Here is a 14,526-nt window from a genome sequence, read left to right as displayed (position 1 = left end):
ACGCGTGACCGTTTCCGGGCACTCGGCGCAATGCCTCCTCGCGTCGAGCTGACGGCACGTAGCCTTGAAGGCGTTCGGGGAGCGCGCGGGGAGCCATGCATGGGAACGGGTGACACGGATACCGCCAATGCGCGCGCAGACGATTCGCGGGTCTTCCAAGGACGCTTCGAGCGCATGGCAGAGATGTCATCGGACGGCATCTGCGTCCACGCGGACGGGAAGATCGTCTTCGCCAATGCCGCGGCCGTTCGCTGGATGAACGTGGATCCGGCGGTCGGACTGATCGGACGACGGGTCTCCGAGTTCGTCCACGAGGACTCCTACCCCGGGGTCGAACGCCGCCTCCAGGGGCTACGACGGGAGGGCGACTCCTCGACGCCGACGGAGGTCGTGATGGGTCGACCGAGACGATCGGCGCGCGACGTGCAGGCCACGTCGATGCGCATCGACTGGGACGGCCGTCCGGCCATCGTCACCACCTTCCGCGACCTGACGAACGTCAAGGCGGCCACGCTTCTGAAGTATCAGGCGGCCCTCTTGGACCACGTCAGCGACGCGATCATCGGTGTCACGGCTGCGGGGGTGGTCACCAGTTGGAATGCCGCCGCGGAGACGATCTACGGCCGCAGCCTCGGTGACGTGCTCGATCTTCCGGTGAGCAACGCGGTCGGAACCAGCCTCGACGCGCGGTCCGTCTTGGAACTCGGCGACGTGCTGCACACCACGCACGTCGCCGCCGACGGCACATCACGATCGGTTCGCGTGTCCGCCGCCGAAACCGACAACGGCTATGTCTTCGTGTGTGCGGACATGACCGCCCTGCGCCGCGCCGAACGACACTTCGAGTCCGTGGTCACGGCCATGGACGCCGGAGTAGTGGTGTTCGATCCGACCGGAGTGATGTCCTCGGCCAACCCGACGGCGTGGCGGATCTTCGAGGGCGTCACCGAGGGCACCGCGCCATTCGCCGCCGACATTCCGGTCTTCGACCAGGACGGGCAACCCATTGTCGGAGAACGCAATCCGCTTCGGGTGGCCATCGCATCCGGGGCACCGCAGACCGACTGCGTGATCGGCGTCGACCGCCAGGACGGCCGACGGCTCTGGCTGTCCATCAGCGTTCGGCTGCTGAACCAACTCGACCCGCCGCAATCGCCGATCCTCTGCACCTTCGTCGACGTCACCGCGCAGAAGCTCGCCAGCGAACAACTGGCCCACGCCGCCGACCACGACCCCATGACCGGTCTTCCCAATCGACCCAACGCGCTGGGTCTGCTGGCGAGCGCGATCGCCCCTGACGCCGATCGTCGCGTCCGGGCAGTGTTGTTCATCGATCTGGACAAGGTGAAGTCCGTCAACGACTCCCGTGGGCACGGCGCGGGTGACGCGGTGCTGACCACGGTCGCCACGCGCATGCGCGACACCCTGCGCGACCACGACGTCATCGCACGACTGGCTGGCGACGAGTTCCTCGTGCTGCTCTTCGCGCCCGTCGACCAACGGGTCGTCGACGAGTGCATCCGTGGATTGCACTGCGCTGCAGCCACGCCCGTCACCTACCGGGACACGAGCGTCGCCGTCACCGCGAGCATCGGAGTGACGATGGTGGAAGCCGACGAACATCGGGATGCCCTCGAGCTGCTCCGCGACGCCGACGCGGCGATGTATGCCGCAAAGGCCGCCGGGCCGGGCCAGACGCGTTTCGCGCCCGGACCAGACGCCACCGCGGCGGCGACGGCGGCATCGCCGACGCCGGGGATCGGGGAACTCCGAAACACCCCGTGACCGACGACGCACTTACACGTCGTCGTGGCGATGCACCGGCTCACCGCCGACGACGGTGAGGTGCACGGGTACGTCGACCAGATCGTCGGCGTCGACCGCGACCGGGTCGTCGCCCCACAGCGCGACGTCGGCCTTGAAGCCCACCTCGATCTTGCCCAGCTGGCCCCCGTCACCCTGGGCGGCTGCCGACCACGTCGTGAATCCGTCCAGTGCCTCCTGGGCCGTCAGGCACTGATCCGGTTCGAAGACGAACCCGTCGCGGTCACCCGGAGTTCGACGAAGTCTGGCCCACGCCATGCCAATCCGCGCGTCGAGCTGCGCCACCGGCCAATCGGAGCCCAGGGCAAGCGGCGCCCCGGATCGCAAGACGTCACGGATGCGCCACGCCCGCGTGGTGCGTTCCGGCCCGAGGCGAGTCGCCCACGAGTCCGAGCCGTCGGCCTTGCGCCATTGGAGATGCAGTGGCTGCATGGACGCCGTGATGCCCGCGGCAGCCAGCCGCGGCAGGTCCTCGTCGGCGAGGTACTCCAAGTGCTCGATGCGATGGGGGACACCATTCTTCGCGATCACCCCGACCGCCAGGTAGGCGTCGATGGCCGCGCTGATCGCGCGGTCGCCGATCGCGTGCGTGGCAATCTGAAACCCCGCGGCGGCATACCGTTCGACGGTCTTGGCGTAATGCGCGGGTTCCGGCCAGAAGGGCAGCAGTCCCTCGCCCATGGTGTCGGGCTCCGACAGCCAACCGGTTCCCGTGTCGATGACGCCGTCGAGGAACATCTTGATGACGCCACCGCGCCACCGGCGTCCCCTCCGATCTCGTAACGAGATGTATTCGGCGACACCGTCGTCGTCCCGCTCGGGACCGTGCCGCAACGCGGTCACCAATCGAACGGGAAGACCGGGTCCGGTTTCCGCCATTTCTTCGAGGAAGTCGATCGCTTCGGCGTCGCCGTCCATGACGCAGCCTCCGGTGATGCCCGACGAGTTGAGCTGCGCGAGAACCCTTCTGCTGATGGCGATGCCGTCGGAACGGGTCAGCACCGGAGCGGCCGCCAGGACGTAGTCGAAGGCGGTGGCTTCGCGCACCTCGCCGGTAGGACGGCCGTCGACGTCGACGACTATCTGTGACACGTCGTCGAAGTGGACCGCGCCGGTGACGCCCGCTTGGGTCAGCGCTGCCGAGGTGGCCAGTACCGTGTGCATGTCGAAGAAGTACAAGGCGGTGGGCAGCCGATGAACGGCGTCCTCGATTTCCTCGGCGGTGATCGGGCGGCCGGCGAAGATGCCGTAGTCGACGTTCCAGCCGCGGAGCCAAGCCTGGGGGTCGTCACGGAGGATGCGATCGGCTTCGGTGCGCAACCGCGCGAGGAATTCCGGCATGGTGGTGATCCCGCCGAAGTCCACCCCTCGAGTTGCCGCCGCACCCATCAACGGATGGATGTGTCCGTCGATGAGCCCCGGCGTCAAGGTGCGGCCCGCGGCGTCGACCACTTCGGTTGCGGCACCGCGGAACTCGAGGACGGATGCCAACGAGCCGACGGCGATGATCGTGTCCCCGTCGAAGGCGACGGCCTCGGCCCGCGGCTGGGCCGGGTTCTGTGTCCGGATGTTCGCATCCCGAATGATCATCGAAGCCGTGGTCGCCATGGGACTACTTTCTGTCGAGGGAATCGTGGACGCATGACGCGGTGAGTTCGACTTAAATTAATGGGTGTAAATAAGTACCGCCGGACGGTACCGCGAGCAACTGATTCCGTCAACGGATCGCCTAAGCTGCGGTCATGAGCGCAGCATCGCCGCGACGTGCCGGCCGGCCGAAGCAAGCGATCCTGACGCGTGACCTCATCATCGACGGTGCCTTCGAGCTGTCGAAAGAGGCTGGCACCGAGGGTTTCTCGATGAAGCAGCTCGCCAAACGCCTCGGCGTGCAACCGCCTGCGCTCTACAACCACGTCGCGAACCGCAACGAGGTGGTGAACGCAATGCGGGAAAGGATCGCCCTGAGCTTCCAGGTGGATCACTTCGACGACCTGCCGTGGTACGACGCGCTCGTACCGTGGGCCTGGGCGTACCGAAACGCCTTCGCGGCCCATCCACAGACGATCGCGTTGCTCGCCATCCTGCCCCTCGGTGACGAAGAAGTCGTCTTCCTCAACTACGAAGTCATCTTCAGCGCCCTTCGGCGCCAAGGATGGCCCGTGTCGGAACTGGCCTCGGTGGTCATCGCGCTGGAGTCCTTCATCATCGGTTCGGCTCTCGACGTTCTCGCACCGGAGGACAACCAGGCACCCGGTGCCCTTGCCGACCGAGCGCCGACGATGCACGCCGCGCTCGAAGCCCGTAAGGCGACGGCGAAGGCGGAGGGTGCCACCGCGGCAGACGTGACGTTCGACGTCGGACTACGCCTACTCATCGACGGCCTGCGAAACCGCCTCGAACAGTTCGAATCCTCGTGACCCGCTGACGACGACGGCGGCGCACCGTCTCGTCGTCGTCCCTGCCCAACGAGGAATTTCGACCTGGCGCTAACGAATTCGCCGGGGTCTGCGATGAAGGGATAGAGGTACACCACCTTCAGGCCGAGTGGTGGTACCGCCAGTACGGCAAGAAGAGGTCTGTGGATGCAGGCGCGGACTCCGACCCCTCTCGCGACTGGCGATCCGAGCACGTGTTCAAGGATGGCGGCCGAGGACCGCGCCATCGGGGTCACGTTCCCCTTGGGGGTGTAGATGTTCAGTCCGACCGACACCAGCCGCGCCAGCGTCAGGGACTTCGCGCACGGCAAAGACTCACTACTGTCGGTCGTGCGCACTGCGCACAACCGATTGGCCACGGCGACCGCAACCGGGGGCACCTCGGAAGTCCAAGGGGCGCAGCATCGACTGCAGATCGCCGTGGACGCCGCCCGTGACGCCGGTGTGGCGTGGGGAGAGATCGGCGACGTGCTAGGCCTGGCACGCGGCAACGCCTACCAACGCTATCGACATCGAGCTGCTCGGTGAGTTCAGCGGAGCGTCGACGACGGCGCCCATCTGGGCCTGCATGGGGACGACGACGAACCGCCCCCACGTGGTGACGTAGGGGCGGTTCGACGTGCGCCAATGTGCGGGGCGCGACGCGTTCGAGTCTACCGATCCCGGGTCGGGTTCACGGCGTCGATTCGGCGGATGACTGGCGGCCGCACGCGTCGGTCACGCGGCGTTGCCGCCGGCACCGTCGGTTCCGTTGGCGGTGTTACCGATGCCGCCGGCTCCGCCTGCCCCGCCGCTGTCGCCGAAACCCCGGCCGCCGTGTCCCCCGTTTCCGCCGATGCCCGCCGTGCCACCGGTGGCGCTACCCCCGTTGCCGCCGTGTCCACCCGGTGCGACCAGACCGCCGGTGTTGCCGTTACCGCCGTCGCCACCGCGCGCGACGCCACCAGCGGAGGCGTTGCCGCCGTTTCCTCCGTTGCCGCCGTTGCCCGTCAGTCCACCGGTACCACCGTTGCCGGCACCACCGGCGGTGGCGTCACCGCTGCCGGAGGTCGCGTTGCCGCCACGCCCACCGGCACCGCCGGTGCCCGAACCAGCGGAGTTGCCACCTTGGCCGCCCCGCCCTCCGACGGCCGTGCCGCCAACCGTCGCAGCGTTGCCTCCGTTACCGGCGTTACCGGCGTTGCCGATGACCGAGTTGCCGCCGTCGCCCCCATTGCCGGCGACCGCGCCGGCGACGCCAGTGAGGTCATCTCCACCCGTGCCGCCGGCACCTCCGCTTCCGAAGTCCGCACCGGCACCGCCGTTGCCGCCGTTGCCAGCTGGACCGCCGGCCACCGCTCTTCCACCGTTTCCGCCGGCACCGCCGTTGCCGGCCAACGAGGCGCCGTCACCGCCGTCACCACCGTCACCACCGTCACCACCCAAGCCCGAGGTGCCTCCGCTGCCGCCGTTGCCGAACATGGTGGCCGCGTCACCACCGTCCCCACCCGAGCCGGTCACGCTGCTGCCGCCGTTTCCGCCGTTGCCCAGGATGGCGCCCGCGCTGCCGCCGGTGCCACCGGTACCCGAGGTGCTGGCGCCCCCGTTGCCGCCGTTGCCGAACAAGGACCCACCGGCTCCGCCGTTGCCGCCGGCGTGGCCCAGCTTGGTGGCCGCGCCGCCGGCCCCACCAGCTCCGATCAGTCCGGCGTTGCCGCCGTTGGCGCCGGCCCCGCCCGCGCCACCGTTGCCGAAGAACAGACCGCCGTTGCCGCCGGTCACGCCGGGCAGGTCCCCCGCGGCGCCGTTGCCGAAGAACACACCCCCGTTTTGCCCGGGCAGCACACCGTCACCGATGAGCAGTCCGCCGGGACCGATCAGGCCCAAGAACGCTCCCGTGGAGGTGAACAGCGCGAACCCCGGCGAACCGACCATGGCCAGCTGCGCCTGCATCCCGGCGCCAGAAGACGCTCCGGGTGCCGGAGTGCTCGCCGCGCGCAGCCCACCGCTGCGCGGAGTCGGCGAGGCGAGAAACTCCTCGGGAGCGGCAGTGCCACGCAGACCCGGTGCCGCACCCCAAGACCGCGACCCACCGCTCGCCGATGCGCCGGCAGTGGGTTCCGTCGGCCAGTGGTGCAGCGCCGCAACCACATCGGCCGGGCTGCCGACCGCCACCAGCATCATCCCCGTGTTCACGGCATCGGCCGGAGTGGATGTATGCGACACCGGGAGCACGTCGGGTGTGGGCAAGGTTGGCCGGAGATCCGCGCGGAGAATTGCCGGAGGTTCGGCGGCCGCGGTGACGCCGGTGGCCAAAAGAAGTGCGCTGGAGGCCATCGCCGTTGCAGCGGTGATCACGCGGAATGACACGATCATGTGGGCAGCCTCCGAGGCGAGTTGGGCAAGTGGGCAGGACCCGTCGATACCCGGATCCCCCGAGTTCACACGTCCTAACGCCAGCGGCCCGGGAAACGTCACGAACGTTGCACGGTAGTTCTCACTCGTATTTCTGGTGGAGTCGCGCGGAAACGCTGCCAGACGATCGATCGGCGGTGGGCCCGGCGCGCCGATCGTGAACCGTGCACGGTGACATGTCCGGTAGACCGCAGAGGATTCACGAGTGCGACGCCGTGTGCCGCCGCAACGACGCCGCGGCCGTCCGCACCGCGGCGCTCACCGCGTCGACGACCGGGCTGTCGAGCTTCCAGCACTGCCAGAACAGCGGGACGTCGAGGTACGCGTCGACGATCCGGACGAACCTGCCGTCGGCCAACGCCGCCGCAGCCGCGCGCTCCGGATACATCGCCCACCCCAGCCCGGCCGTCGTCGCCGCCGCGAAGCCGTCGGTGGTCGGCACGTAGTGCACCGGGCGCGGGACGGCGCGGCGAAACAGCTTGCGGAGCAACATGTCCTGCAACGCGTCGTCGTGATTCCACGCCAGCGAGGGTGCCGCCGCCATCGTCGCCGCGGTGACGCCGCCCCGGAGATGCCGCTCGACGTAGTCGGGGCTGGCCACCGGGAGGTAGCGCATCACCCCGAGCGCCTCCGTCCGGCACCCGGACACCGCGGTGCGCTCGGTGGTGACTGCGCCCATCACCGCCCCCTCCCGCAGCAGCCGGGCCGACCGATCCTGGTCCTCGATGCGAACGTCGAACAACACCTGCGGCAGCACGCCGAGCACGTCGGTGAACCACGTCGACATCGAGTCGGCGTTGACCGCCAGGGCCACGCGGGTGAGGCGGTTGGGAAGCCCGGTCATCTCGGCAAGCGCCTCGGACTCCAACATCGCCGTCTGGGCCGCCAGCCGCAGCAGGGGTACGCCCGCAGCCGTTGCCGTGCAAGGCTTCTCACGCCTGACCAAGACCTGGCCGACGGCGTGTTCCAACGACTTGATGCGCTGGCTGACGGCCGAGGGCGTTACGTGCAGCCGCGACGCCGCGGCGTCGAAGGAGCCCAACTCGACGACGGCCGCGAAGGCGGCCAGCTGCTGGGCGTCCAGACTCACATTAGTGATTCTAATGGTTCGACACAATCTTTAGCTGTACCACTGTCTGTCCAGCTCGTAGCGTCGAGGCATGCACTCACAATTGGTCGTCGGCTTTCTGGCGTCGGCCGCACTGATCGCGGCCATCGGCGCCCAGAACGCGTTCGTCCTGCGCCAAGGCATCCGGCGCGAACACGTCCTGCCGGTGGTCGTCCTGTGCACCCTGTCCGACGCCGTGTTGATCGTGGCGGGAATCGCCGGCGTCGGCGCGCTGATCGCCGCGCACCCGATTACGTTGAGCGTGACCACCTTTGGCGGTGCCGTCTTCCTCGTCGGGTACGGCCTGCTGGCCGCCAAGCGGGCGTGGCGGCCGTCGGCCTCGACCCTGACGCCGTCGGACGCCGCGCCGGCCCGGCTGGCCGGAGTGCTCCTCACGTGCGCCGCGCTGACGTTTCTCAATCCGCACGTCTATCTGGACACCGTCGTCCTGCTCGGGGCCCTGGCCAACGAACGAGGGCAGGGACGCTGGTCGTTCGCCGTCGGCGCCGTCACCGCGAGCGCGGTGTGGTTCGTCTGCCTCGGCTACGGGGCCCGGCGGCTGTCCGGATCATTCGCCAAACCGTCCACCTGGCGCGTGCTCGACGGTGTCGTCGCAGCCACCATGATCGGGCTCGGCGTCATGCTGGCGACCCGCTAGGGAGCGACCACGACCCCGAAGAGGTTGCCGGGGAAGCAGACGGCGCCGTTGCACCACGTGCCGTACGACCCCAGCCCGGGCTGTACCGGCGGCGGAGCGTCCGTCCCGCGGATGTCACCCTGGGCGCAGACGACCGTGCCGCTGGAGTCGTTGCAGCCCGCGACGGCCGCCGGGGCCGCGGCGAGCCCGGCCGCCGCGACGCCGAACGTCACGACGGTGACGGCCCAGTGCAGGCGTATTCGCATGATCACTCCCAAGGTGTCCCCCAAGCATGCTCGCGCACGAGCCATCATGGTGTCCATGAGCCCAAAGAAGTCGGTCTTCATCACCGGCGCCGCCGCGGGCATCGGCCGCGCCACCGCGCTGTCCCTGGCCAAGAAGGGCTACGTCGTCGGCGCGTACGACATCGACGAGGTGGGCCTGAAGACCCTCGCCGACGAGATCGAGGACCTCGGCGCCACGGCGGTCACCGGACACCTCGACGTCACCGACGCCGAGGAGATGGCCCAGCGGGTGGGCGAATTCGCCGCCGCCGCGGGCAACCGGCTCGACGTCATGATCAACAACGCGGGCATCCTGATCGCCGGTCGCTTCGAGGAGATCGCCGTCGCGGCGCATCACGAGGAGATCGACGTCAACACCAAGGGCGTGGTGAACGGTCTACACGCGGCGTTCCCCTACCTGCGGACCACACCGGGAGCGGTGGTGGTGAACATGGCGTCGGCGTCGGCGATCTACGGGCAAGCCGAACTCGCGAACTACAGCGCCACCAAGTTCTTCGTCCGCGCGATCACCGAAGCCCTGGACCTGGAGTGGAAGCGCTACGACATCCGGGTGATCGCGATGTGGCCGCTCTACGTGCAGACGGCGATGACCACCGACGTCCGCACCGGCACCACCGACTCGTTGGGCATTCGCCTCACCGCGCAAGACATCGCCGACGACATCGTGGCGGCCCTCGACCCCTCCTGGCCGCGCCGACTGATCCACCAGGTGCACTTCCCCGTCGGATCCCAGGCGAAGACCCTGGCCGTGGGCGCACGGTTCTCGCCGGCCTGGCTCACCCGGCTCGTCAACAAGCGCCTCGCCCACAGCTGAGGCGGCCGACACCCTCTCGGGATCGTCAGCTCTTCTTGCTGGGGATCACGATCACCACGATGAGGGTGATGATGCTGAAGAACAGACCGAGGATGCCCCAGCCAATCGCGCTGCGCCCCTTGGTTCCTGCGATCACCGCGCAGATGATGGCGGCGATGATGCTGCCGATGGCGACGAAGATGCCCTTGATGCCGCGCAGGATGAACCCCGCCGCCTCGACGTTGTCCGAAGCAAGTAATACGACGTTGTTCAGCATGCCTGCGCCTCCGCGATGAGCCTCGACCCGGCGACGTTCACCGGCCTCACCGGGTACCCCAGTTGCCACACCTGAACCACATTGGGACACACCCGCGCCAAATCCCCAGCAAGCTCGCAGCGGAACGCCACGAATTCGCGAGGACGTCGACCGTCGTTGGCCGCCGAGTCGCCCGCGCCCTGTGGACTGGAAGGCGTCCGAGACCACGCGCGGAAGGAACCACCCATGTCCGAGCACGACGCCACGATCACCGCCCCCACGTCGAGCCGGCCGCTCGTCATCCGCCACGTGCTGGAGCGCCAACTCGACGCAGGCCACGGCCTGGGCGCCCATCTGGTGGGCGCAACCACCGACCTCACCGCGTCACTGGCACACGCACCGTCGGCCGTCGTCGACGAAATTCGCGGTGGCGCAACGCTGCCCGCCGCGCTTGCCCACTCCGGCACCGAACTGCGCGACATCGCCTCCAGCACCGGCACCCGGGTGCGCTCGGCCATCGGCGAGTACGTCGGAACCCAGGCCACCCTGCCGAACGCCGTCGTCGTCGGAGCCGCGGACGTCGCCGAAGCCGTTCTCCGCGCGCAGGGCACCGTGGCCGCCGCAGCCGTCGACTCCGCGTTCGCCGTCGCCACCACCGCCGCCCGCGGCGGCGACGTGACCGACGCGCTGGCCCGCGGACGACGCGAGATCGCCGCGCGGACCGACACCGCGCGGGCCGACGTCGCCGGCGCGTGGGAACGTGCCGCCGAAGAGATCCGCGGCGCGGTCACCGACTACGACGACTACCTCGAGGCGCTGTCCGACGACGACTGAGCCGGTGTGTTCCTCCGGCCCGCCGACGGATACCAAGTTACGCTCGCCGCGTGCCGCAAACCTGGTCCCGACGGAGTTTCCTGGCGATGACCGCGGGCCTCGCCCTCACCGCCGTGGCCTGCGGCTCCGACAAACCTGGCACGGTAGCCGGCGACGGGTCGGTCACGGTCACGCACGCCTTCGGCGAGACCAAGATTCCGTCGGCCCCCAAGCGGGTCGTCAGCGCCGGGTTGACCGAACAGGACGACCTGCTGGCGCTGGGTGTCGTACCGATCGCGATCACCGACTGGTTCGGTGGTGAGCCGTTCGGCACGTGGCCGTGGGCCCTGCCCAAGCTCGGCACCGCGCAACCCGTCGTGCTGAACCTCTCCGACGGCATCCAGGTCGACCAGATCGCCGCCCTCAAACCAGATCTCATCGTCGCCACCAACGCGGGCCTCGACCAGGACACCTACACCAAGCTGTCGGCGATCGCGCCGACCATCGCGCAGTCCGGCCAGAGCGCGTTCTTCGAACCGTGGAAGGACCAGGCCAACACCATCGGCCAAGCGGTGTTCAAGTTCGACGACATGGCCAAGCTCGTCTCCGACGTCGACGCCAAGTTCGCCGACGTGGCCAAGAACAACTCCGGTTTCAACGGCAAGAAGGTCGTCGTCGTCAGCGCGACCGCCTTCCAAGATCAGTACGACCTCACCCCGCCCGGCTGGCGCACCGAATTCCTGAGCCAGATGGGCTTCATCGTGCCGGACGCCGTCAACGCCTACGTGAAGGACGACCGGGCCCGGGTCCCCCGCGACAAGCTGGCGTCGGTGCTCGACGCCGCCGACGTCGTCGTCTGGAAGACCGAGAGCGACGAGGAACAGGCGGCGCTGCTCGCCGACCCGACCTTCGCCACCCTGAAGTCGACCCGGACCAACCGCAACGTCTTCACGGGCAAGGACCTCGCCGGCGCGCTGGCCTTCTCGTCGGTGCTGTCCTACCCCGTGGTGGCCGATCGGTTACCGCCGATGATCTCGAAGGTGCTCACCTGACAAGATGACCGGGTGACAACGCCCGAAACAACCGACCAGCGCCCAGGATTCGCACAGGTTGGGTCGGCCTACTATCCGGTCCTCGTCGCCGTGTTCACGGCCCTGGTCATCATCTCCAACGTGACGGCCACCAAGGGCGTGGCGTTCGGTCCGATCCTGACCGACGGTGGCTTCATCGTCTTCCCCCTCACCTACGTGATCGGCGACGTCCTGTCCGAGGTGTACGGCTTCAAGGCAGCCCGGCGGGCGATCATCCTCGGCTTCTCGATGAACGTGTTGGCCGCGTTGGCGTTCTGGGTGACCATCTACCTGCCCGCCGCCGACTTCTACGAGAATCAGGCCGCGCTCGAGAACGTCGTGCACGCCTACACCCAGCTGATCGTCGCCGGGCTGGCCGGGTTCCTGGTCGGGCAGACCATCAACGCCTGGGTCGTCGTGGCGATCAAGGAGCGCACCAAGGAGAAGCACCTGTGGGCGCGCCTGGTCGGGTCGACGTTCGCCGGCCAGCTCGGCGACACGTTGGTGTTCTGCAGCATCGCGGCCGGTGCGATAGGCATCACCAGCTTCCGGGACTTCGCCGTGTACACCGCGCTCGGGTGGATCTACAAGACCGCCGTCGAGGTGGTGCTGCTGCCCATCACCTACCGCGTGATCGCGGTGATCAAGCGCCGCGAACCGACGTACGAGCCCGCGGTCTAGCTCGAGGCCGGGATGATTCACGACTACGGGGACCGGGCGCTGTTGCTCGAGGTCGACGACACGGCCGACGTCCTGGCGTGGTGCGACGCGGTGCGACGCGCGGAGTTGCCCGGCGTGATCGAGGTCGTCCCCGCCGCCCGCACGGTGCTGCTGGTGCTCTCCGGGCCCCGGCAGCAGGCCTCGACCCGGACCCGTCTCGACGGGCTGCGCGTGCCGCGTTCGGAGATCACCCCGGCCGACCCGAGCACCGTCGTCACGATCGACGTCGTCTACGACGGGGCGGACCTCGACGAGGTTGCGCGCCTGACCGGCCTGTCCCCCGAACGGGTCGTGGCGGCCCACACGGCCGCACCGATGCGCGTCGGCTTCGGTGGCTTCGCCCCCGGCTTCGCGTATCTGGTCGGCGGCGACGAGAGGTTGCACGTGCCCCGCCGGGCCGAGCCCCGCACCAGGGTTCCCGCCGGATCCGTGGGGCTGGCAGGCGACTTCAGCGGCGTCTACCCACGGGAGTCCCCCGGCGGCTGGCAGTTGATCGGCCACACCGACGCCGTGCTGTGGGACGTCGACCGCGACCCGCCTGCCCTCTTGGTGCCCGGCAGCTGGGTGCGCTTCCGGGCCGTCGACGAGGAGCGGCGGTGACCACCCTCGAAGTCCTCGCCACCGGCCCGCTGGCCCTGATCGAAGACCTGGGCCGACCCGGCCTCGCGCACCTGGGCGTCACCCGCTCCGGCGCCGCCGACCGGCACTCGCACACCCTGGCCAACCGGCTGGTCGCCAACCCACCCGACGTCGCCACGATCGAGATCACCTTCGGCGGGTTCTCCGCGCGCGTCCGAGGCGGCGACGTCGTCATCGCGGTCACCGGGGCCGACGCCGACCCGGCGGTGGACGGGCTTGCCTTCGGCACCAACAGCATTCACCACGTTCGCGACGGGCAGGTGATCTCGCTGAGCACCCCGCGTTCGGGGCTGCGCAGCTATCTGGCGGTCCGCGGCGGCGTCGACGCCGAGCCCGTCCTCGGCTCCCGCAGCCATGACGTGATGTCGGCGATCGGGCCTCCGCCGTTGCGGTCCGGCGACGTCCTGCCGATCGGCGAGCACGCGGCCGACTTCCCCGAACTCGACCAGGCACCGGTCGCCCCAATCGGCACGGACGGCCTCGACCTCGTGGTGGTGCCCGGCCCGCGCGACGACTGGTTCGCCGATCCCGACGCGCTGGTGCGCACCGACTGGGTGGCCTCGGATCGCAGCGACCGCGTCGGGACGAGACTGACCGGGCACCCCCTGACGCCCCGCTTCCCCGACCGGCAGCTGCCCAGCGAGGGCGCCGTCCGCGGGGCAATCCAGGTGCCGCCCAACGGCTTACCCGTCATCCTCGGACCCGACCATCCCGTGACCGGCGGCTACCCGGTGATCGGCGTCGTCGCCGACCGCGACGTCGACCGGATGGCGCAGGTCCGGCCGGGCCAGCACGTCCGGCTGCACTGGTCCCGCCCGCGCAGGTGACGGTTCTCTTCGACGTCGCGCCCTGGTAGGAACGAGGTGTGCTCCACACCGCGCGCCTGGTTCACACGTCCGATCTCGACGGCGAGACGCGGGAGGACGCGCGGCGGATGCTCGCCGACGCCTTCGCCGACGGCGAGGTCGACTTCACCGACGCCGACTGGGAGCACGCCCTCGGCGGCATGCATGCGCTGATCTGCGTCCGCGGCGCGTTGATCGCGCACGGCGCCGTCGTGCAACGCCGCATGATCCACCGGGGCACCGCCCTGCGCTGCGGATATCTCGAGGCCGTCGCCGTGCGCGAGGACTGGCGCGGCCAGGGCCTCGCAATGGCAGTGATGGACGCCCTCGAGCAGGTGCTTCGCGGCGCCTACGAGCTGGGGGCACTGAGCGCGTCGGAGGCCGGCAGGCACATCTACGCGACGCGGGGGTGGCAGCCGTGGCAGGGGATGACGTCGGTGCTGACCCCGTCCGGGGTGGTCGCCACACCCGACGACGACTCCTCGATCTTCGTCCTGCCCGTGACCGCGGACCTCGACACCACGGGCGAAATCACGTGCGACTTCCGCGAGGGTGACGTGTGGTGACCAGCGGATACGCATCTCACCGAGGGATTGCGGCCGTGGTGAGCCGAAGTTCACCGCCGAGTCATGGTCGGGCCGCCGCGACATGCGTCGGAAACGGCGACGAAACCAAACGGCAACACGG

16 protein-coding genes are annotated in these 14,526 nt (G+C 69.2%); 11 read left to right on the top strand and 5 right to left on the bottom strand.

Features of this window, described 5'->3' with window-relative positions; all coding sequences use genetic code 11:
- The first annotated feature begins 174 nt into the window (after positions 1-174).
- Positions 175-1,785, top strand: coding sequence for a sensor domain-containing protein (locus H7J06_RS28540; protein ID WP_264042810.1), 1,611 nt, complete (start codon positions 175-177; stop codon positions 1,783-1,785).
- A 12-nt stretch (positions 1,786-1,797) separates the two neighbouring features.
- Here H7J06_RS28540 and H7J06_RS28535 read toward each other — a convergent pair whose 3' ends face one another.
- Complete coding sequence (locus tag H7J06_RS28535; protein WP_264042809.1) at positions 1,798-3,432, bottom strand: amidohydrolase; 1,635 nt, start codon at positions 3,430-3,432, stop codon at positions 1,798-1,800.
- 134 nt (positions 3,433-3,566) lie between these two features.
- Here H7J06_RS28535 and H7J06_RS28530 point away from each other — a divergent pair, with 134 nt between their 5' ends.
- Positions 3,567-4,241, top strand: a complete 675-nt coding sequence (locus tag H7J06_RS28530) for a TetR family transcriptional regulator (RefSeq protein WP_264042808.1) — start codon at positions 3,567-3,569, stop codon at positions 4,239-4,241.
- A gap of 273 nt (positions 4,242-4,514) precedes the next feature.
- Complete coding sequence (locus tag H7J06_RS28525) at positions 4,515-4,787, top strand: hypothetical protein (RefSeq protein ID WP_264042807.1); 273 nt, start codon at positions 4,515-4,517, stop codon at positions 4,785-4,787.
- 189 nt (positions 4,788-4,976) lie between these two features.
- On the opposite strand, the gene H7J06_RS28520 is transcribed toward H7J06_RS28525, so the two are convergent.
- A complete protein-coding gene (locus tag H7J06_RS28520; protein WP_264042806.1) occupies positions 4,977-6,614 on the bottom strand; it encodes a hypothetical protein in 1,638 nt (545 codons plus the stop codon).
- 238 nt (positions 6,615-6,852) lie between these two features.
- On the bottom strand, positions 6,853-7,743 hold the full coding sequence (locus H7J06_RS28515) for a LysR family transcriptional regulator ArgP (protein ID WP_264042805.1): 891 nt from the start codon (positions 7,741-7,743) through the stop codon (positions 6,853-6,855).
- 70 nt (positions 7,744-7,813) lie between these two features.
- Between H7J06_RS28515 and lysE the strand changes: the two genes are divergently transcribed.
- Positions 7,814-8,419: an L-lysine exporter gene (gene lysE / locus H7J06_RS28510; RefSeq protein ID WP_264042804.1), complete on the top strand. Its 606-nt coding sequence runs from the start codon at positions 7,814-7,816 to the stop codon at positions 8,417-8,419.
- On the opposite strand, the gene H7J06_RS28505 is transcribed toward lysE, so the two are convergent.
- Positions 8,416-8,664 (bottom strand): hypothetical protein, encoded by a 249-nt coding sequence (locus tag H7J06_RS28505; RefSeq protein WP_264042803.1) that lies wholly within the window; start codon positions 8,662-8,664, stop codon positions 8,416-8,418. The genes lysE and H7J06_RS28505 overlap by 4 nt on opposite strands.
- A 55-nt stretch (positions 8,665-8,719) precedes the next feature.
- Here H7J06_RS28505 and H7J06_RS28500 point away from each other — a divergent pair, with 55 nt between their 5' ends.
- On the top strand, positions 8,720-9,517 hold the full coding sequence (locus H7J06_RS28500) for an SDR family oxidoreductase (protein ID WP_264042802.1): 798 nt from the start codon (positions 8,720-8,722) through the stop codon (positions 9,515-9,517).
- 25 nt (positions 9,518-9,542) lie between these two features.
- Here H7J06_RS28500 and H7J06_RS28495 read toward each other — a convergent pair whose 3' ends face one another.
- Complete coding sequence (locus H7J06_RS28495) at positions 9,543-9,842, bottom strand: deoxyribodipyrimidine photolyase (RefSeq protein WP_264042801.1); 300 nt, start codon at positions 9,840-9,842, stop codon at positions 9,543-9,545.
- A gap of 156 nt (positions 9,843-9,998) precedes the next feature.
- On the opposite strand from H7J06_RS28495, the gene H7J06_RS28490 reads away from it, so the two are divergent.
- The 6 genes from H7J06_RS28490 to H7J06_RS28465 are packed head-to-tail and all read left to right on the top strand — an operon-like array spanning position 9,999 to position 14,405.
- Positions 9,999-10,586, top strand: coding sequence for a hypothetical protein (locus tag H7J06_RS28490; protein WP_264042800.1), 588 nt, complete (start codon positions 9,999-10,001; stop codon positions 10,584-10,586).
- Between the two features lie 50 nt (positions 10,587-10,636).
- Positions 10,637-11,617: an ABC transporter substrate-binding protein gene (locus H7J06_RS28485; protein WP_264042799.1), complete on the top strand. Its 981-nt coding sequence runs from the start codon at positions 10,637-10,639 to the stop codon at positions 11,615-11,617.
- Between the two features lie 12 nt (positions 11,618-11,629).
- A complete protein-coding gene (locus H7J06_RS28480; RefSeq protein WP_264042798.1) occupies positions 11,630-12,316 on the top strand; it encodes a queuosine precursor transporter in 687 nt (228 codons plus the stop codon).
- Between the two features lie 12 nt (positions 12,317-12,328).
- Entirely contained in the window at positions 12,329-12,955 is a 627-nt protein-coding gene (pxpB, locus tag H7J06_RS28475) for a 5-oxoprolinase subunit PxpB (RefSeq protein ID WP_264042797.1), read from the top strand.
- Positions 12,952-13,821 (top strand): 5-oxoprolinase/urea amidolyase family protein, encoded by an 870-nt coding sequence (locus H7J06_RS28470; RefSeq protein WP_264042796.1) that lies wholly within the window; start codon positions 12,952-12,954, stop codon positions 13,819-13,821. Before pxpB ends, H7J06_RS28470 begins: the two co-directional genes overlap by 4 nt.
- A 38-nt stretch (positions 13,822-13,859) precedes the next feature.
- Entirely contained in the window at positions 13,860-14,405 is a 546-nt protein-coding gene (locus tag H7J06_RS28465) for a GNAT family N-acetyltransferase (protein WP_264042795.1), read from the top strand.
- Positions 14,406-14,526: the final 121 nt, after the last annotated feature.

The sequence above is a fragment of the Mycolicibacterium hodleri genome (assembly GCF_025822245.1).
GTDB lineage: Bacteria > Actinomycetota > Actinomycetes > Mycobacteriales > Mycobacteriaceae > Mycobacterium > Mycobacterium hodleri.
Note: the sequence above shows the minus strand (reverse complement) of the source record. Positions and strands in the feature narration are given on the sequence as shown.